17 protein-coding genes and 3 tRNA genes are annotated in these 18,711 nt (G+C 58.8%); 14 read left to right on the top strand and 6 right to left on the bottom strand.

The genetic code is table 11. The annotated features are described in order from the left end of the window. Positions 1–127: 127 nt before the first annotated feature. The 6 genes from rsmG to rpmH all read right to left on the bottom strand — a co-directional run bounded on the left by rsmG (position 128) and on the right by rpmH (position 3,089). Positions 128–859 carry a 16S rRNA (guanine(527)-N(7))-methyltransferase RsmG gene (rsmG, locus tag AAAX73_RS01595; protein ID WP_349124845.1) on the bottom strand — a complete coding sequence of 244 codons (732 nt, stop codon included), beginning with the start codon at positions 857–859 and terminating at the stop codon, positions 128–130. A gap of 101 nt (positions 860–960) precedes the next feature. Then, positions 961–1,530, bottom strand: coding sequence for a R3H domain-containing nucleic acid-binding protein (locus tag AAAX73_RS01590; RefSeq protein ID WP_349124844.1), 570 nt, complete (start codon positions 1,528–1,530; stop codon positions 961–963). A gap of 44 nt (positions 1,531–1,574) precedes the next feature. Next, the gene (locus tag AAAX73_RS01585) at positions 1,575–2,345 is read right to left on the bottom strand and encodes a YidC/Oxa1 family membrane protein insertase (protein WP_349124843.1); all 771 of its coding nucleotides are present in this window, start codon (positions 2,343–2,345) and stop codon (positions 1,575–1,577) included. Positions 2,346–2,374: 29 nt separating this feature from the next. Then, the gene (yidD, locus tag AAAX73_RS01580) at positions 2,375–2,599 is read right to left on the bottom strand and encodes a membrane protein insertion efficiency factor YidD (protein WP_022093804.1); all 225 of its coding nucleotides are present in this window, start codon (positions 2,597–2,599) and stop codon (positions 2,375–2,377) included. Continuing rightward, entirely contained in the window at positions 2,596–2,934 is a 339-nt protein-coding gene (gene rnpA / locus AAAX73_RS01575) for a ribonuclease P protein component (RefSeq protein WP_117716212.1), read from the bottom strand. Before rnpA ends, yidD begins: the two co-directional genes overlap by 4 nt. Before the next feature lie 20 nt (positions 2,935–2,954). After that, positions 2,955–3,089: a 50S ribosomal protein L34 gene (rpmH, locus tag AAAX73_RS01570; RefSeq protein ID WP_019127408.1), complete on the bottom strand. Its 135-nt coding sequence runs from the start codon at positions 3,087–3,089 to the stop codon at positions 2,955–2,957. A 366-nt stretch (positions 3,090–3,455) separates the two neighbouring features. Between rpmH and AAAX73_RS01565 the strand changes: the two genes are divergently transcribed. The 14 genes from AAAX73_RS01565 to typA all read left to right on the top strand — a co-directional run bounded on the left by AAAX73_RS01565 (position 3,456) and on the right by typA (position 18,613). Then, entirely contained in the window at positions 3,456–4,763 is a 1,308-nt protein-coding gene (locus AAAX73_RS01565; RefSeq protein WP_349124842.1) for an ATP-binding protein, read from the top strand. A gap of 15 nt (positions 4,764–4,778) precedes the next feature. After that, positions 4,779–6,485, top strand: a complete 1,707-nt coding sequence (locus tag AAAX73_RS01560; RefSeq protein ID WP_349124841.1) for a DnaA/Hda family protein — start codon at positions 4,779–4,781, stop codon at positions 6,483–6,485. Between the two features lie 238 nt (positions 6,486–6,723). After that, the gene (gene dnaN, locus AAAX73_RS01555; RefSeq protein ID WP_117629990.1) at positions 6,724–7,827 is read left to right on the top strand and encodes a DNA polymerase III subunit beta; all 1,104 of its coding nucleotides are present in this window, start codon (positions 6,724–6,726) and stop codon (positions 7,825–7,827) included. Between the two features lie 9 nt (positions 7,828–7,836). Further along, positions 7,837–8,943 (top strand): DNA replication and repair protein RecF, encoded by a 1,107-nt coding sequence (gene recF, locus AAAX73_RS01550; RefSeq protein WP_349124840.1) that lies wholly within the window; start codon positions 7,837–7,839, stop codon positions 8,941–8,943. After that, positions 8,930–9,493, top strand: a complete 564-nt coding sequence (locus AAAX73_RS01545; RefSeq protein ID WP_349124839.1) for a DciA family protein — start codon at positions 8,930–8,932, stop codon at positions 9,491–9,493. Before recF ends, AAAX73_RS01545 begins: the two co-directional genes overlap by 14 nt. A 105-nt stretch (positions 9,494–9,598) precedes the next feature. Beyond that, positions 9,599–11,629, top strand: coding sequence for a DNA topoisomerase (ATP-hydrolyzing) subunit B (gene gyrB, locus AAAX73_RS01540; RefSeq protein WP_349124838.1), 2,031 nt, complete (start codon positions 9,599–9,601; stop codon positions 11,627–11,629). Positions 11,630–11,838: 209 nt separating this feature from the next. Then, the gene (gyrA, locus tag AAAX73_RS01535; protein WP_349124869.1) at positions 11,839–14,526 is read left to right on the top strand and encodes a DNA gyrase subunit A; all 2,688 of its coding nucleotides are present in this window, start codon (positions 11,839–11,841) and stop codon (positions 14,524–14,526) included. Positions 14,527–14,826: 300 nt separating this feature from the next. Next, positions 14,827–14,903, top strand: a tRNA-Ile gene (locus tag AAAX73_RS01530). 67 nt (positions 14,904–14,970) lie between these two features. After that, positions 14,971–15,046, top strand: a tRNA-Ala gene (locus tag AAAX73_RS01525). Positions 15,047–15,050: 4 nt separating this feature from the next. After that, positions 15,051–15,127 (top strand) — tRNA-Ile (locus AAAX73_RS01520). Positions 15,128–15,286: 159 nt separating this feature from the next. Continuing rightward, positions 15,287–15,787, top strand: a complete 501-nt coding sequence (locus AAAX73_RS01515) for a bifunctional nuclease domain-containing protein (RefSeq protein WP_195363842.1) — start codon at positions 15,287–15,289, stop codon at positions 15,785–15,787. Beyond that, on the top strand, positions 15,788–16,177 hold the full coding sequence (locus tag AAAX73_RS01510; protein ID WP_349124837.1) for a hypothetical protein: 390 nt from the start codon (positions 15,788–15,790) through the stop codon (positions 16,175–16,177). A 30-nt stretch (positions 16,178–16,207) separates the two neighbouring features. Continuing rightward, complete coding sequence (locus AAAX73_RS01505; protein WP_035136509.1) at positions 16,208–16,657, top strand: hypothetical protein; 450 nt, start codon at positions 16,208–16,210, stop codon at positions 16,655–16,657. A 117-nt stretch (positions 16,658–16,774) separates the two neighbouring features. Beyond that, on the top strand, positions 16,775–18,613 hold the full coding sequence (typA, locus tag AAAX73_RS01500; protein WP_118226034.1) for a translational GTPase TypA: 1,839 nt from the start codon (positions 16,775–16,777) through the stop codon (positions 18,611–18,613). Positions 18,614–18,711: the final 98 nt, after the last annotated feature.

Below are 18,711 nucleotides of genomic sequence, written 5' to 3'. Positions count from 1 at the left end.
CTCCTGGTGTATTTAAAGCTGTTGAATGGAGGATGTTTCACGTGAAACAATCCGATTCGACACCGATTGCAATGTTTCACGTGAAACATTGCAATCAGCACTATCCATTATGTTTCACGTGAAACATCTAGGCAAGCGGATTCTTTTTTGCCATGCCATTAGCACGCGGAAGAGAAACAGATGCCTGACGAGTCTTTTTAAGGATAATAAATTCACGGTGACCCAGACCATTCGGCAAACCAAGGTCGTCCGTCATAAGTGTGGTAAAGCCGCATATCTTTGCAGCCGCAAGACCAGATTGAAGCTCTTCATCAGATGGATTCCCCTTCGTAATGACAAAGAGGCCACCATCCTTTAGAAAAGGAGATGCATACTCAAGAAGAACCGGTAATGGTGCGAGCGCGCGGGCGGTAACAACAGCAAATTGCTTCTTATGGGATCGAGCATATTCTTCAAGACGATTGTGAACGGCATGAGCATGCTTAAGGCCAAGCTTCTTAACAAAGGAATTAACTGCATCGACTTTCTTGCCAACGGAATCGATATAAGTAGCCTTTCGTCCACTTGCAATAGTCAATGGAATACCTGGGAATCCAGCACCGGTACCCATATCAAGCAAAGCACCTTCAGGAGCTTTATCAATATAGGGAAGCAAAACAAGTGAGTCCAGAATATGAAGGACGGCTGCATCATCAACATTCAGGATGCGCGTTAGATTGGTAGTCTTATTTGCCTCCAGAACAAGATCAAGATGCTGGATACAGACACGAAGGCTATCGTCGGAGACCTTCAAAGAATAGTCTTTACAATACGAAATTAGACGGCTCAGCATTTGGCTTGCCTGCTCATCAGATAACACAAACAAGACGACTCCTATGTGACAAAAATCAGTGTATCGAGAACTTTTGACAAAAAAAGGGGACGTGGAAACCACGTCCCCTTAGCATAGACTCGAGAAGATTATCGAGCAACAATCACAACATGGCGATCGGGGTCAGAGCCCTCAGAATGCGTGTCGACAGCATCGTTACCACGAAGGGCAATATGAACCAGTCGACGTTCGTAGGCATTCATGGGCGGCAAGGAAACACTTTTATGAGTGCGAATAGCGCGCTCGGCAGCGGACTGGGCCATAGAAGCAACCTTGTCCTGTCGACGGCTCTTATAACCTTCGACGTCGACGACGACCGGATACCTAAAGCCAAGCTTGCGACTCACCAATAGGGAGAACATAACTTGAAGAGCATCGAGGGTACGTCCATGACGGCCAATGAGAACAGCAAGATCAGGAGCAGTTACGTCCAGGATCAACTCGCCCTCGTCACCCTCATACTCATCGATGGGTGAGTTCGCCGCATCGAAGTGCGAAAGGATGGAACGCAGAATGGAAATAGCCACATCGGCAATGGTGTCGAGCTCCTCATCGGTCAGCTCTTCACCAGCCTTGTAACGCTGTGCAATCTCGGGATAATCGCCCGCGACCCGCGGGGCAACCTCCTCAAGCATATCCTCGACGATCTCTTCAGACATAACGAACTCCAAAAGTTAGGTACCTAAATAAGAATACTATCCCACTACTTCTTCTTGTGCGGACGCGGCTTCTTCTCGCGACGGGTAACCTCGACCTGCAGCGGAGCGTTCTTGAGGCGCTCCTCCTCATCGGCCTTAGCCTTGTCGATAACCTTCTGCGTCACGAAGATCTGCTGGATAACCTGCCAGGCAGAAGACACATCGTAGTACAGCAGAACGCCGACGGGCAGGCTCCAGCCCATCCAAAGCATCATGACGGTCATGACGACGGCCATCATGCGCATGCTCTGGGCCTGCTGACCGGTCTGATTGCGAGACATATACAGCTGCGGAATCAGGGTCAAGACAGCGAACAGAATCAGGCAAACCAGTGCAGGCAGCGCAACCATAAAGCCATCGGCAAAAGAAGCGCTCGGCGTGGTGGTAAGGTCAGGCAGGATGTTGAAGAACGAGAACGTGCCGTCGCTAAAGTACTGCGGCAGGTTACGCAGCAGCGTAAACAGGGCGAACAGGACAGGCATCTGGATCAACAGCGGCAGACAACCAGCCATGGGGTTGAACTTGTTCTCGCTGTAGAACTTCTGCATCTCCTCGGCCTGACGCTGGGGATCGTCGGCATAGCGCTCCTGGATCTCGAGCATCTTAGGCTGCAGCACCTGCATGCGAGCCGTCGACTTAGTCGACTTGAGCATAAGCGGCGTCAGCAGCAGACGGATGATGACCACCAGGATGATGATGGACAGGCCCCAGTCGACCGCAAAGGTCTGGATGAGCTTGAGCAGCTCGAAAAGGATGTTAACGATCCAATCCCACATGTAAGTTTTCCTCCGATAGCGAGTGCCCGCTAGGGCACAGGGTCATAACCGCCGACGTGCAGGGGATTGCAGCGAGCGATGCGCCTCACGGCAAGCCAGCAGCCTCTCAAAACACCGTACTTCTCAATCGCCTGAACGGCATATTGCGAACACGTTGGGTAGTAAATGCAGGCGTCAGGTAATAAGGGCGAAATAACCTGTTGATATATGCGAATAGGAGCGATGGCAACACGTCGCAAAACGTGATTGCTCATCGCTCCTCCCCGGCAACGCCGGCGCGTTTCATAAGCGAACGCAATGCCTTGTCCATCTCCTGAGGCGAGGAGATCCTCGTCTTGGGAGTCGCGAACAAGATGATGTCATAACCCGCAACGGGAAATCCGCAGCTGCGGGCGGCCTCGCGCATCACACGCTTAGAACGGTTGCGCACGACGGCACAACCGAGCCGTTTAGCACCAACGAAGGCGACCCTTCCGGAGTCGCCTTCGCCAACCGATTCACATATGGTCATTCGAATCAGAGGGTGATTGAAACGACGCCCCTGACTGAACACATGCTCGAAATCTTGCCGAGACTTAATAGTCTTCATGCGAGATGTGTGTATCGCTGCTAGACAGTGAGACGCTTGCGGCCCTTGGCGCGGCGACGGGCGAGCACGGCACGACCACCCTTGGTGGCCATACGGGCACGGAAGCCATGGGTCTTGGCACGCTTACGCTTATTAGGCTGATACGTACGCTTCATCTTAAGTTCCTCCTGCTGCATTTCGAGTGTCCGCGGGAGCGCGGACGTAGATATAGACACGTGAGCTTGAAGATTGTAGGGAAATCAATGTTCAAATGTCAAGAAATCAAAGGTAAAAGGTTGCGTAGTTCACACGGTTCCGTCATAAGCTCAACCGAAATTTGCGACACATGGCAACTTTTCATGATATTTCATCGAGTTTTCAACAGGTCATGTTGGCAATGTTGAGAACTTTTCGCCAGTTTTCCAAAGTTTTCAACAGGTTTTGAAAAGTTGTCGAAAGATGAGAAACATTGCACGGTGAGCTACTATTTGTTCGAAACCTTTTGAAAGATTGCGAGCGGCATGTCTGACGACTTTTACACCATGGTCGATTCCGGAGACCCGGCACCCGACAACGAGCACATCACCGGCGTGCGCGAAAAGCGTGGCGAGGAAGAGCAGGCCGCTGCGAAAACGCAGGCTGCCATGTATGCCGCACGCATCGCGGTCTATGACGACATGCTGTCGACGCCGCGCGTCATCGTCATCAAACCTAAGGACGTGCGCACTTATCTGGAAGAGACAACCAACACCGTCTACCAGTGCATGAAAGAGCAGGGCGGGCACATCTCGCTCATGGTTATCCGCGAGATTGTCGAAAACTTTATCCACGCCCACTTTGCAGAGCCTATCATCTCGATCCTGGACGGCGGCGATACCATTCGATTCGCAGACCAGGGGCCGGGGATCGAAGACAAAGAACGCGCCTTCGACTTTGGCGTGACCAGCGCAAACAGCAACATGAAACGATACATCCGCGGAACCGGAGCCGGGTTTCCCATGGTGCAGGAGTACCTGGAAAACGCCGGCGGCGCTGTATCCATCGAGGACAACATGGGCAACGGCACCGTGGTCACGGTAAGCCTGAATCCCAAGCGCGTACAGGAAATCGAGCGCGCCGGAGGGCGAGGGGCCGCCGTGCGCCCCGAGACGGAGCAGCCGGCGTATCCCCTATCCAGCACGTTTGCACAGCAGCCCGTGGCGCAGCAGATGCAGCAGCCTGGAAGTTTTCCCATGCAAGACCCCCAGACACCGCTGGGCAACCCAGTGCAAAACATGCCGGAGGGGATAGGCTCGGCAGATCCGGACACAGGCGCCGTGCAGCAGACGGCGGCCATGCCAAACGTCGCGCAAATGGGCTACCAACCGTACCCACAAGGGTATCCTCCCCAATATATGCCGCAGCAGGGATATGCCCAGCCGTATCCACAGCAGTATCCTCAGCCGTACCAGCAGCCGTATCAGCAGATGCCGCAGGGAAACCTCAACCCCTGGACTCAGCAGATGCCGCCGCAGCCTTACCAACAGTGGCCGCAAAGTTTTCAACAGCAGATGCCGCCCATGCAGAGTTCTCAACAACCAGCAGCTCAAATGATGTATCCTAATGCGGCGAATCAATACGCACAACCGCAGTCGGACGTGTTTATAAGCGAACGCGGCAACGCTGCATTAGGGTATCTGGCCCAACATCAAGAGTGCGGCGCGACGGACTTGGCGCGGGCGTTTGGAAACTCTGCACCCACCTGGTCGCGCACGCTCAACGATTTGGCGCAGACGGGCTTGATAGTCAAACATGGGCAGAAATACCATCTGACCGAAATCGGAAGCGCTCGCGTGCGGGCCCAAGCTTAAGGAACGGGAGAGACAGTGGACGAGGAAGCAAGCATCATCCTGGGGGATGCCATCGCCTTTTGTCAGCGCGACGGCCAAGATGCGCGCCTCATCAACATGCTGGGGCAATCGCGTGCTGTGAGCCTGACCGAGGACACCTTGACGATTGAGGCCCCCTCACGATTTGCCATCGCTCAGCTCAAAAAGCATCAGCCGACCATCGAGGCGTACCTGGAAGAGATCGCCTTTGCACCGATTGCGCTCAACATCGTGGCACCACAGGGCTCCGCGGCAGATAACGCCGCACCCGCGGCACCCGTCGTTCCCCCGGCGGCGCCAGCTACCACCACAGTGTCGGCTCCCGAGCATCAAATCGGCGATGTTTCCCGTGAAACCATGCCCACCGTCTCGACGCCGGCGGCCCCCATGTCCGCTGCCACACACATGCCTATCGCGCACGACGCAACACCGGGCGAGGATTCGGGCATCGCAATCAAAAACACGCTTTCGGCCGACGATTTCCGCCGCATGATGAACCAGATGAAAGGCGAGGCGCCTGCAAAGAGTGCAAAACCAGCCTCCACATCGCCCATGAGCGCCCCCGCAGCTGCGGCACCGATCGAGCAGAACACCGACGGCGCGCCGCTCGCGGCCAACTCGAAATTCACCTTCGAAAACTTTGTCTACGGCCCAGAAAACAGCCATGCCTATCGCTCAGCCCTCAAGTTTGCCGCGCTCGCGGACGAACGCGGCACATGCACATCCCTGTTCATCTATGGCAAATCGGGGCTGGGCAAGACCCATCTGCTGCTCGCCATCAAAAACGAGCTCGCCGAAAAGTCGCCCGAGATCAAGGTAAAGTACGCCAACTCACAGGCGTACCTCGATGACCTGATGACGGAGTTCGACCGCCAAAAGAAGAGCAACGCCCCCATCATGCAGGCATACCACGACGTGGACGTGCTCATCATCGACGACATTCAAAACATCATCGGCAAGCGCGCGAGCGTGGACTACTTCTTCCAGCTCATGGACGAGTTTATCCGCAACAACAAAAAAGTCGTCATCGCAGCCGACCGTGCGCCCAAAGACCTGAGCATGGACGAGCGCCTTACCAGCCGTTTTAATGCCGGTATGCTCTGTTTGGTGGCGGAGCCCAGCTACGAGATGAAATACAAGATCTTGCAGCGTTACTACGAGAACACGATAGCCACCACGCCCGAGGCGGGTGACGACTCGCTGCTGGCGGCCTATGGCGGCGATGGTGGGCATCTGACCGACGAGCATTTTAAACACATGGCGGAGGTGTCGGGAACCAACATCCGCGAACTCGAGAGCTTCTGCGAACGCTGCGCCGGCGAGGCAGGAGACCGCGAACGCGAGGGCAGCGAGCTCAGCTTCGACGACATCGACGCCATCGCAAGCCAATACTTCGATACGTCGGCCAAGAAGATCAACGTGCAGACGGTCCAGTCTGTCATCGAGGAGCAATACGGCGTGACGCACGAGGAGCTTATCGGACCGCGGCGCAACGCCAACATAGCCAAAGCCCGTCATATCGCCATCTATCTGGCCATCGAGATGTGCGAGATGACGACCACGGCGGTGGGCGCGGAGTTTGGCAACCGCAACCACTCGACCGTCAGCACGAGCTACAAAAAGGTTCAGAAGATGATTCAGGAAGACCGCACCGTAACCGAGGACCTCAAGTCGCTACGAGATAAAATTACACTGCGCTCGTAGGGAAATAGAGACATCTGTTGAAAACTTGTCGAAACGCCGGGCATAACGTGTCTAAAACTCACCCCAAGGCGACGAAAAGTTTTCCGCAGGTTTTGAACGTGGAAAACGCGGTCGGTTGCGCACAGGGTGCTGTCGATTCTCTTTTTGGGGTTGACCAGCGCTTTTGGAAGTAATCAACAGTTTCGTCAGTGCTATTACTATTATTAAGATATTTATATCTATAGAAAGGTATTAAAAGATGAAGTTCACCGTCAGCCAAAGCTCGCTCACGCAAGCCATCGGCGTCGTTATGAAAGGCGTCGCTTCGGCATCTACCCTTCCCATCCTGTCGGGCGTGCTCGTTAAGGCGCAGGACGGCATCTTGGAATTCCAAACCTCAAACTACACCATCTCGATTCGTCATCGCATTGCCGCGCATGTGGAAGAAGAGGGCGAGATGGTGATTCCCTGCAAGATGCTCTCGAACATCACGAAGACCCTTCCCGATGCCCCGGTTACTTTTGAGCTCTCGGAGCGTCAGGTACTGATCGGATGCGAGAAGAGCTCCTTCCGCCTCAACACGCTCGACGCCAACGATTTTCCCGAGTTCCCTGCCTATGCTATCGAGAGCGCAGTGGAGCTCCCGACCGACATCCTGTCCGAGATGGTCGGGCGCGTATGGCGCGTCACTTCGACCGATAAGGCCCGTCCCATCCTGGGAGGCGTGCATATGAAGGTCGAGAACAACACCGTGCGCCTGGTGGCAACCGACTCCTTCCGCCTGGCCGTATGCGACACCCAGGTCGAGACCTCGACGCTCGAGGGGTCCTTTGAGCTCAACGTCCCGGCTGACGCCTTCAACGACGCCCTGAGCATCATGGCCAGCCAGGCGACCATCATGATCGGTGCCACCGACACCCAGGTTGTCTTTGAGGCCGGCAACACCACCTACGTGTCGCGTCGTATCGAGGGTGTGTATCCCAACTACAAGCAGCTCATCCCCGATTCGTGCGTGACGAGCGTCAAGATCGACGTGGCGGCTTTTAATGCCGCCCTCAAGCGCGTGGCGGTCATCGCGAGCGCGAACCCCGCAGTCAAGTTCGAGATCGATGTCGAGAACGGCCAGATGGGCCTGTCCTCCATCTCCAATGACCAGGATCTGGCGCAGGAGACAATCGATGTCGAGGCCGAGGGCGAGTCGGGCACCATCGCCTTTAACTACCACTACATCTTTGGCTGCCTCAATGCCCTATCCAAGGAGAAGGAGATCACGCTGGAGCTCAAGAGCTACTCGCAGGCGGGTATCTTTAAGTCCTACGACAAGATCAACTATCTGTACCTGGTCATGCCGGTTCGCATCTAGCGCTGCGCCATGACCATGTTTGCCCGCAACCTTTCCGTCGCGCGCTACCGCAGTTTCGATAGCTACCGTCTTGACCTGGACGAAGGCGTGACGGTGCTTGCGGGACCCAACGCGGCGGGAAAGACCAACCTCATAGAGGCGCTGCAGCTTTTGACGAGCGGCGCCTCGTTTAGGCATCCCACCGCTGGCGAGCTCGTGCACGACGGCACGGGCTCGTGCAGGCTCGAGTTGAGACTCGAGGGCGATGGCCGCGTGCTCGATATGGGGCTGGGCGTTGAGGACGGCAAGCGCTCGTTTAGCCGTAACGGCAAGAGATGCTCGGCCGCCGGCGTGCGCGGGGTTTTGCCGAGCGTGCTGTTTTGCCCCGATCATCTGGATATGGTCAAGCGCGGCGCCAGTGTGCGCCGCGCCGCCCTCGACGACTTTGGCGTTCAGCTGAGCGCCCGTTACGCCGGCCTGGTGAGCACCTACGGGCGTTGCGTGGCGCAGCGCAACGCCCTGCTCAAGGAGTCCTGGTGCTGCCGCGAGATGCTTGGCGCATGGAATGACTCCATCGCCCGCGCCGGGTCCGCCCTGCTCGTGCATCGTTTGGCCCTGCTCGACCGGCTGGCGGGCCATGTGCGCGCCGCGTACGGGCAGGTGGCGTCCGGTGAGGACGCAGACGTGTCCTATGTGTCCACGCTGGGGGATTTGCCTCAAGCCGAAGGGCGCGAGGAACTGAAAGGTTGGGCGTACGAGCATATGCTCGCGGCCCTCGATGAGCGTGCCGATGAGGAGATGCGCCGCGGCGTGACGCTTGTGGGTCCGCATCGCGACGAGATTGAGTTTTCCGTCGCGGGCCGATCGGCCCGTTCATTTGCCAGCCAGGGCCAGCAGCGAACGCTGGTGCTTGCCTGGAAGGTGGCAGAAGTGGCCGTGGCGCGCGATATCCTGGGCACCGCGCCACTGCTGCTTTTGGACGACGTGATGAGCGAGCTCGATGCCGGGCGGCGAGGCGCTTTTCTGCAGCTGATCGGTGATGATATCCAGACGGTCATAACCACCACCAATCTGGGGTATTTTACCGATGACCTGCTTGATCGAGCCAAGGTGGTGAGCATGGGTGAGACGTGCTAATTACGAGCGCGAGAACGGAACGGTTGCCTTTGGCGGCTTTTTGGATGCCGAGCGTCAGCGCATCCTGGCGGCCGCAACACCTGAGCGCCGCGCGCAAATGGAGGCTGCAGAGGAATCTCGTGCGGTCTATCGCGCCTGGAATGCGGTGTGCTCGGGCACGCGCGAGGGACGCCACGTGACGGGCCTGCGCTACCTGCCCGAGTCCAATGAGCTGCTGGTGTATCTCGATTCGCCCTCGTGGACGCAGGAGATGACGCTGCTGCGCGAGATCATCCGGGCACGCATGGAGCGGGCCGGGGCGCATGTGGACGGCCTGGTGTTCAAAACGACCGCGCCCGGTCACACGCCGCCGGCTGCCAAGGAGCGCCTGCGCCCGGCCGTGACCGAGCGCCCGCCGGCTCCGCACGCCGATCTCAGCGAAGCCGAACGCGGCGAGATCGAGCGCCAAGTGGCGCCCATCGAAGATCAAAAACTGCGCGAGGCCCTCGAGAATGCCATGAGAGCCAGTGCCGAGTGGGCCAAGGGCGTGCAAAGCAAAAAAGAGCCTTAAATCGCATCTGGTGGCCTTGTAGAGCCAAATACCCTCGTTCCCGAGGGTATTTTTTTACGATAAACTAGTAAGGCTGTACACATTTTCTTAGCTGAAGGAGGACGTGTGGCAAACGAAAACGATTACGATGGCGGCGAGATTAAGATTCTCGAAGGTCTCGAGGCCGTTCGTAAGCGCCCGGGCATGTACATCGGCTCGACGAGCGCCAGCGGCCTGCACCACCTGGTGTGGGAGATCGTTGACAACTCCGTTGACGAGGCCATGGCCGGTTTCTGCACCGAGATTCAGGTGACGGTCCACGCCGACAACTCCATCACGGTCGTCGACAACGGGCGAGGCATCCCCGTCGACGAGCATCCCATCAAGAAGATCCCGACGCTCGAGGTCGTTATGACGATCCTGCACGCCGGCGGCAAGTTCGATAACTCGGCCTACAAGGTCTCGGGCGGCCTGCACGGCGTGGGCATCTCCGTCGTCAACGCGCTGTCCAAGCGCGTGGTCGTGCAAGTGCGCCGTGATGGCAACGTCTACGAGATGGAGTTCTCGCGCGGCAAGACCGTCAAGAAGATGGAGGTCGTGGGCACCTCGGATTCGACGGGTACCACCGTCAACTTCTGGCCCGACGACGAGATCTTCGAGACCTGTGTCTACGATTTCGATACGCTGCACAACCGTCTGCAGGAGACGGCGTTCCTCAATAAGAATCTAAAGATTGTGCTGACCGACGAGCGCGAGGCGACTCCCCACGTGGAGGAGTTCTGCTACGAGGGCGGCATCATCGACTTCGTTAAGTTCCTCAACGACGGCAAAGACGTCCCCGAGGCCTTTAAGGAGCCCATCTATATCGAGGGTAAATCGGATCCGGATGCGCCCGTGACCAAGATGGGCGAGGTCGAGGTGTCCCTGCAGTGGAATGCCGGCTATGGCGAGAACGTCATGTCGTTTGCCAACGACATCTACACCCCCGAGGGCGGCATGCATCTCGAGGGCTTCCGCACCGCCCTCACCCGCGTGATTAACGATTACGCCCGCAAGCAGAACCTGCTCAAGGAGAAGGACGCCAACCTGAGCGGTGACGACGTGCGCGAGGGCCTTTCGGCCGTCATCTCGGTCAAGCTGCCCGATCCGCAGTTTGAGGGTCAGACCAAGGCCAAGCTTGGCAGCTCCTACATGCGCGCGCTCACGCTCAAGATCGTGACCGATGGACTGACCGATTATCTGGAGGAGCACCCCAAGCCCGCCCGCGAGATCGTCAAGAAGGCCCAGCAGGCATGCAAGGCCCGCAACGCCGCCCGCAAGGCGCGCGAGGCGACCCGCCGCAAGAGCCTGCTCGAGACGGCGTCGCTGCCCGGCAAGCTCGCCGACTGCTCGGTGCGCGATGCCGAGCTGACCGAGCTCTTTATCGTAGAGGGCGACTCGGCAGGCGGTTCGGCCAAGGACGGCCGTCGCCGAGACATCCAGGCGATTCTGCCCCTGCGCGGCAAGATTTTGAACGTCGAGCGCGTGGGTGACCACCGCGCGTTCTCGAGCGACACCATCCAATCCCTGATCACCGCGATCGGCTGCGGCGTCACGACGAGCGCCGGCGACGGTGGCGACTTCGATATCAGCAAGGCGCGCTACCACAAGATCATCATCATGACCGATGCAGACGTTGACGGTGCGCATATCCGCATCCTGCTGCTGACGTTCTTCTACAAGTACATGCGCCCGCTGATCGATGCCGGCTATGTCTATGTTGCCTGCCCGCCCATCTTTGGCATTAAGGTACGCAACAAGATCCATTACGTGTATCCCAACGGCCGCCAGCCCGAAGACGAGATTCTGCGCGACACCATTCAGAGCCTGGGCCTGAACCCCGACGACAACGACGAGGACGGCAAGGCCAAGGACGGCAAGATCACCAAGAAGCGCAAGGGCTATACCGTTCAGCGCTACAAGGGCCTGGGCGAGATGGACCCCAAGCAGCTTGCCTCGACGACGATGGACCCCAAGACCCGTATCCTGCAGCGCGTGTCGATCGAGGACGCCGTGGTGGCGGACCGCGCCGTGCGCGAGCTCATGGGTTCCGAGGTCGGCTATCGCCGCGAGTACATTGAAAAGCACGCACATGATGCACGATTCTTGGATGCCTAATCCCTGCGGCTTTCCCAGCCACCGCACCTTCGCCCTCAATCGTCGGTCGCGTACCCAAGTACGCTTCCCTCCTCTTTCGGGCGAATCTGCGGCACCTGGGAAAGCCGTCTCCGTGGTAGGGAACTAATGGACCACGCAAACCATGAGGAGGTAACGTGGCAGACGATATCAACAACAACGAGGGTGTGGACGAGGCCGGCGACGCCGGCATGCCCGATGATCTGAAGCGCCTGCTCGCCCGCGCTGAGCAGGGCGAGGACGGCGATCCGAATTCCTATAACCCCGACGCCGAGGATGAAGAGGATGAGGATGACGACGCCGAGCTCGAGGAGAGCTTCGGTGCGGTCGACCGCGGCGCCTCGGCCGGCGAGGATATCAACGGCGGTCAGCTCCAGATTTCGGAGTTCGGCCGCGAGATGAAGCAGTCGTTCATCGAGTACTCGATGTCGGTCATCACGGCGCGCGCCCTGCCGGACGTGCGCGACGGCCTAAAGCCGGTGCACCGCCGCATCCTGTACGCCATGAACGAGAGCGGCATCTACCCCAACCGCCCGCATAAGAAGTCGGCCTGGACGGTCGGCGAAGTTATCGGCAAGTACCATCCGCACGGTGACTTCGCGGTTTACGAGGCCATGGTTCGTCTGGCGCAGTGGTTCTCCATGCGCACACCGCTCATCGATGGCCACGGCAACTTCGGCAACATCGATGGCGACGGCGCGGCGGCCATGCGTTATACCGAGAGCCGCCTGGCAAAGCCTGCCATGGAGCTGCTGCGCGACCTGCAAAAGGATACCGTCGACTGGCAGCCCAACTACGACGAGTCGCTCGCCGAGCCCGTGGCGCTGCCCGCACGCTTTCCCAACCTGCTGGTCAACGGTAGTCAGGGCATCGCCGTCGGCATGGCCACCAATATCGCCCCGCACAACCTCACCGAGGCGATCGAGGCCACCTGCTACCTGATCGACAATCCCGACGCCACCGTCGACGAGCTTATGCAGATCATGCCTGGTCCGGACTTCCCCACCGGCGCCATCATCATGGGCAGCGCCGGCATTAGGCAGAGCTATGAGACCGGTCGCGGCTCCATTACCGTGCGTGCCAAGGCTCACGTGGAATCCACCAAGACCGGTCGCAGCCGCCTGGTCTTTACCGAGATCCCTTACATGGTCAACAAGGGCACCCTGCAGGAGAAGATCGCCCAGCTCGTGAACGACAAGCGCATCGAGGGCATCTCGGACATGCGCGACGAGTCCAACCAAAAGGGCATCCGTCTGGTCATCGAGCTCAAGAAGGGCGTCATTCCGCAGGTCGTGCTCAACAACCTGTATAAGTACACCTCGCTGCAGACGACTTTTGGCGCCAACAACTTGGCGCTCGTCAATGGCGTTCCCAAATGCCTGAGCCTGCGCGAGATGCTGCAGCACTACATCGACCACCAGGTCGACGTCGTCACCCGCCGCACTCGCTTTGACCTTAAGAAGGCCCAGGCGCGTGCCCATATCCTCGAGGGCTACTTGATGGCTCTCGACCATATCGACGAGGTCATCAGCATTATCCGTTCCTCGCAGACCGACTCCGAGGCAAGCGGCCGCCTGATCGAGCGCTTTGGCTTTACGCCCGAGCAGACCACGGCCATCCTCGAGATGAAGCTGCGCCGCCTGACTGGCCTGGAGCGCGACAAGATCCAGGAAGAGCTGGACGGTCTGCGCCGCGCCATTGCCTACTACGAGGACCTGCTGGCGCATGAGGAGAAGATCCTGGGCGTCATCAAGGAGGAGATGCGTGAGATTTCGAAAAAGTTCGGCGACAAACGCCGCACCGAGATCAGCCATGTCGAAAAGGATCTGGATGTCGAGGACCTCATCGCCGACGAGGACATGGTCGTGACCATCACCCACACCGGCTACGTGAAGCGCATCCCGGTGGCTGCCTACCGCGCCCAGAAGCGCGGCGGCAAGGGCGTGTCGGGCGTCAACCTTAAAGAGGACGACGTCATCGACGAGATGTTTATCGCATCCACGCACGAGTACGTGCTGTTCTTCTCGAGCAAGGGCAAGGTCTACCGCCTGAAGGTACACGAGCTGCCGGTGGGTACGCGCCAGGCGCGTGGCACCGCGATCGTCAACCTGCTGCCCTTTGAGGAAGGCGAGAAGATCGCGAGCGTCATCAGCTGCCGCGAGTTCCCCGCCGACGAGTACCTGATGTTTGCCACCAAGAGCGGCATGGTCAAGAAGACCGTGATGAGCGCTTACGACCGCAGCCGCCGTGATGGCCTGATCGCCATCAATCTGAGAGACGACGACGCGCTGCTCGCCGTGCGCCGTGTGCGCGAGGGCGACAAGATCATCCTGGCCACCACTGCGGGCAAGGCGATCATGTTCCCCGAGGACCAGGTTCGCGCCACGGGACGCGACACCAGCGGCGTTCGCGGTATTAGCATGAAGGACGGCGTGAGCGTTTTGGGTATGGAGGTTACCAACGGCAACGGCGACCTGTTTGTCATCACCGAGCGCGGCTACGGCAAGCGCACGCCGGTCGCGGACTATCCGGAGCAGAACCGCGGCGGTCAGGGCGTCTACACCATCCAGATGACCGAGCGTAAGGGGAACCTCGCGGCCATGAAGACGGTGGGTCCGCAGCACGAGCTGTTCATCGTGACGGAAGGCGCGACGGTCATTCGCGTCAAGACCGATGAGATTAGCCAGACCGGCCGAGCCACCCAGGGCGTCAAGATGATGACCGTCGACGACAACGACCGCGTATGCGCCGTAGCCCGCATGACAGCCGCCAAGGAGAAGCCCGAAGGCGAAGCCACAGAAGATGGCTCTGCCCCCGAAGAAACCCCAGTCGATCTAGGCGATGGCAACGACATGCCAGAAGATCTCCTTGACGAGTAAGAGGCCCTAGCTGGTAGAAAATATCAGACCCCATATATCGGCGGTCGGCGCACTGCGCGTCAACAACTTTTTTGAAAACCTCGGGACTCGCGTTCGCCCCGGCCGCACGGCGGCATGTGAAGTCGATCGCGAGTTCCGCACGAGCCAGAGAGCACTTAATGTGCTCTCTGCGCGAGTTAGGACTGTCCGAGCAGGCGACTTCACATGCCGCCGTGCGGCCGGGGCGAACACCCTCCAAAGATTTTCAAAAAAGTTGTTGACGCGCGCGTAACGACTCGTCTAATATATCCCTTGCGCGATGGACCTGTAGCTCAGTTGGTTAGAGCGTCCGGCTGATAACCGGGAGGTCACAAGTTCGAATCTTGTCAGGTCCACCACTTTCTTTCGCAATAAACACCCCAGCGAGAGCCGAGTCGCCGCTGGGGTGTTTATTACTGTCTCCGTGGGGGTTTAGCTCAGCTGGGAGAGCGCGGGCTTTGCAAGCCTGAGGTCAGGGGTTCGATCCCCCTAACCTCCACCATGATGGACCTGTAGCTCAGTTGGTTAGAGCGTCCGGCTGATAACCGGGAGGTCACAAGTTCGAATCTTGTCAGGTCCACCATAAAAACTGTGAAGAGCCTCGAGGCATGGCCTCGGGGCTTTTTTCTTGTGTGTGATAAAACTCATTTTGGTTTTGTGTGCTGTGCGAAAGATTGGGTAGTATAGCTATTCAATGCGGCGAAGGCGCCGCGTGTTAACCGCTACGTACCGGAGGTGTTCCATGGTTCGTGTCGACATAGAGACCATCGTCATGGCCGCCGGTCCCGTGCCATCGCTTATCGTACTTCGCGAGCGCTGCAGCAAATCGGACTCCCCTGCGCCACTGCGCTCCCTTTCTATCCAAACTGGTTCCTTTGAGGCTGCGGCTATTAGCCGTGGTATCGACAGCGGTCGTGCCGAGCGCCCGATTGCCCATGACCTGCTGCTCGATACGCTTGATGCCCTGGATGCAAAACTCGAGCGCATCGAGATTGTCCGTGCCGAGCCTCCCGTGTTCTACGCGACGGTCGTCGTTTTGGCCGACGGCAGTGAGCATAGGATCGATGCGCGTCCGAGCGATGCCATCGCCCTCGCCGTGCGCAGCAATGCTCCCATGTTTGTTGAGGACGACATCATGAACCGCCTGGGGACCGTCTCTCCGGTTGCCGAGGAAATCGATGACGAGCAGGAATTTGAGAAGTTCGACGAGTTCGTCCATACGCTCTCGCCCGATGATTTTTAAATGACGAGTAGCCATGAGACTGAGTGTGCACTGATGGGTCGCGGCGTTTCAGCCGAGGCCGCCGCCATTGCCCGCGAGGCCCAGATGCGCTCGGAGGCATCCGAGGCCGCACGCATTGCCTGTGTGACGCAGGCCCGCACACTTCGCGAGCGCCGTGCCTCCTTTATCAAGATGGTTGCCGTCTCCGCACTTGTCGCAGCAATCTCCTCGCGCCTTCGTGGTACAGTTGGTGCGCTTGGGTTTTCGATTTCGACGGGCTTGGTCATCTGGGGCGTGGTCGATGCCGTGATGCTGACCAACCAGATCAAGGTACTCGATAAGCGCGCCGCCGATATGATGCGCGCCCGCGACGCCGCCGCCAAGATCGCTGCCGAGGCACAAGAGATGTAACGACGCCGGACTCGATGGGAAGGTCTAAAAATGGCACAGGATATGCAGGACGCCGGAAACGTCTCCGCCGAGCTCGACGCCATGGTGTGCGACCTCATCGGGGCATTTTTAGACGATCTGGCCGCTGGTGAGAACCCCGGCGTTGTCGTTGCGATCGAAGACGCCGCGTCCAACCGCTATCTGGCGGCACTCGACGAGGACGGCGAGGAGGCATGCCTCGAGGCTGCCACCAACTTTATCTCCGAGCACAAGATGGGCCTTAAGGACGAGGGCCTGGGTCGCATCGCCCGTTACGCCATCGGCTACACCGGTTGTGTCGAGATCGATGGCGGCTACCATGACGCCCTGCTTGTGAGTTTCTTTGAGACGACGCTCGAGAGCGGCTTTTCGGCATACGTACTGTACGAGGGTGTGGGCGCCGGCGATGGTTTTATGTGGAGCGACCCTGAACCTGCAGGCGAGGAAACCCCTCTTATCTAAAATCGCTAAAATAAACGAGTTTTCGGTAAAAGGCTCAAAATTCCCGCCGAGCGTTGTGTTGCTGGGCGGGTCGCATACGCGTGCCGGTTGTATATAGATAGAAGATAGGGGAACTACATGCGCGTAGACAATCTGAGGAACATCGCCATCATCGCTCACGTCGACCACGGCAAGACGACGATGGTCGACAAGCTCCTGCGTGCCACGGACGCCTTCCGTGCCAACCAGCAGGTCGAGGACCGCGTCCTGGATTCTAACGACCAGGAGCGCGAGCGCGGCATTACGATTCTCGCCAAGAACATCTCTATCGAGTACAAGGACGTTAAGATCAACGTCATCGACACCCCGGGCCACGCTGACTTTGGCGGCGAGGTCGAGCGCGTGCTGCGTATGGCCGACGGCGCCCTGCTGCTGGTCGATGCCTTTGAGGGCCCCATGCCCCAGACCCGCTTCGTGCTGCGTCACGCCATCGACACCGGCCTCAAGATCATGATCGTCATCAACAAGATCGACCGTCCGGGCGCCAACCCCGAGAAGGCCTACAACGACTGCCTGGACCTTATGGCCGACCTGGGCGCCACCGACGACCAGCTTGAGTTCGCCATGGAACACGTGGTCTACGCCAGCGCCATGAATGGCTTTGCCCGCCTTGACCCCAACGACGGCAACATGGACATGTATCCGCTGCTCGATATGATCATTGACGACATGCCCGCGCCCGAGGTTGACGAGAACGCCCCGCTGGCCATGCAATGTGTGACCATCGACCACTCCAACTTCGTTGGCCGCATCGGTATCGGTCGCGTGTACTCCGGCACCATTCACCAGGGCGATCAGATCCTGGTCGTCAAGAACGACGGTTCTAGCGCTACCGCTACCGTCAAGCAGCTCTTTACTTTCGACTACCTGGGTCGCACCGAGTGCCAGGAAGTCGGCGCCGGTGACATCGCCGCCGTCGTGGGCATCGACCGCACCGATATCGGCGATGTCTACACCGATCCCGAGAACCCCGTTGAGCTCGAACCCATCGAGATCGACCCGCCGACCCTGTCCATCGTCTTTGAGGCTTCGACCTCCCCGCTCGTCGGCCGCGACGGCGACATCGTGGGTGCCCGTCAGCTCAAGGAGCGCCTGTTCAACGAGGCCGAGAACAACGTGACCATGAAGATCGAGGAGCTCGAGGACAAGAGCGGCGTCGAGGTCTCGGGCCGCGGCATTCTGCACCTGTCCGTCCTGATGGAGTCCATGCGTCGCGAGGGCTTTGAGTTCCAGGTCGGCCGTCCCCGCGTTCTGTTTAAGAAGGACGAGAACGGCAATAAGCTGGAGCCCGTCGAGCAGGCCGTCGTCGAGTGCCCGGACGAGTACTCGGGCAAGGTCGTTGAGGTCTTCGGCACCTCCGGCGGCATCATGACGAGCATGGATACCTCGGGTATCGTGACGCACCTCGAGTTTAAGATCCCGACCCGCGGCATCATGGGTCTTAAGAACCGCATCATGAACGTCACTCACGGCGAGGGCGTGTTCTACCACACCTTCCTGGAGTACGGCCCCTATGCCGGCGAGATCGGCAACCGCCAGAACGGCGCCATGATCTCCATGACCACCGAGAAGGCCGTTGCCTACGCTCTGGGCACGCTGCAGGAGCGCGGCCAGCTGTTTGTTGAGCCGGGTACCGAGTGCTACGAGGGCATGATCGTGGGCGAGCGCAGCAAGGCCGGCGACATGGTCGTCAACATCGCCCGTACCAAGAACCTGGGCAACCAGCGTTCCTCGACCTCCGATATCTCCGTCCAGCTGGTGCCGCCCCGCACCTTCTCGCTGGAGGAGGCGCTGGAGTACATCGCCGACGACGAGCTGGTGGAGATCACTCCCAAGAACATCCGCCTGCGCAAGCGTCTGCTCAATGCTACCGACCGCAAGAAGGCCGCAGTCCGCGCCGGTCAGGTCAACAAATAAGCGCCGAGCTTTATAGCGACTAACAAGAAAGGGCGCCGACCATCGCGGTCGGTGCCCTTTTTGGTGCACAGGGATTGAGTTGGTCTGCACCACCGCAA

The sequence above is a fragment of the Collinsella sp. CLA-ER-H9 genome (assembly GCF_040092295.1).
Lineage (GTDB): Bacteria > Actinomycetota > Coriobacteriia > Coriobacteriales > Coriobacteriaceae > Collinsella.
This window is presented reverse-complemented; position numbering and strand designations above follow the sequence as displayed.

Coding starts and splice junctions, on each gene's coding strand:
- AAAX73_RS01590 (WP_349124844.1), bottom strand. CDS start 1,530: ATGTCTGAAGAGATCGTCGAGGATATGCTTGAGGAGGTTGCCCCGCGG.
- AAAX73_RS01585 (WP_349124843.1), bottom strand. CDS start 2,345: ATGTGGGATTGGATCGTTAACATCCTTTTCGAGCTGCTCAAGCTCATC.
- yidD (WP_022093804.1), bottom strand. CDS start 2,599: ATGAGCAATCACGTTTTGCGACGTGTTGCCATCGCTCCTATTCGCATA.
- rnpA (WP_117716212.1), bottom strand. CDS start 2,934: ATGAAGACTATTAAGTCTCGGCAAGATTTCGAGCATGTGTTCAGTCAG.
- rpmH (WP_019127408.1), bottom strand. CDS start 3,089: ATGAAGCGTACGTATCAGCCTAATAAGCGTAAGCGTGCCAAGACCCAT.
- AAAX73_RS01565 (WP_349124842.1), top strand. CDS start 3,456: ATGGTCGATTCCGGAGACCCGGCACCCGACAACGAGCACATCACCGGC.
- dnaN (WP_117629990.1), top strand. CDS start 6,724: ATGAAGTTCACCGTCAGCCAAAGCTCGCTCACGCAAGCCATCGGCGTC.
- recF (WP_349124840.1), top strand. CDS start 7,837: ATGACCATGTTTGCCCGCAACCTTTCCGTCGCGCGCTACCGCAGTTTC.
- gyrA (WP_349124869.1), top strand. CDS start 11,839: ATGCCCGATGATCTGAAGCGCCTGCTCGCCCGCGCTGAGCAGGGCGAG.
- AAAX73_RS01515 (WP_195363842.1), top strand. CDS start 15,287: ATGGTTCGTGTCGACATAGAGACCATCGTCATGGCCGCCGGTCCCGTG.
- AAAX73_RS01510 (WP_349124837.1), top strand. CDS start 15,788: ATGACGAGTAGCCATGAGACTGAGTGTGCACTGATGGGTCGCGGCGTT.
- AAAX73_RS01505 (WP_035136509.1), top strand. CDS start 16,208: ATGGCACAGGATATGCAGGACGCCGGAAACGTCTCCGCCGAGCTCGAC.
- typA (WP_118226034.1), top strand. CDS start 16,775: ATGCGCGTAGACAATCTGAGGAACATCGCCATCATCGCTCACGTCGAC.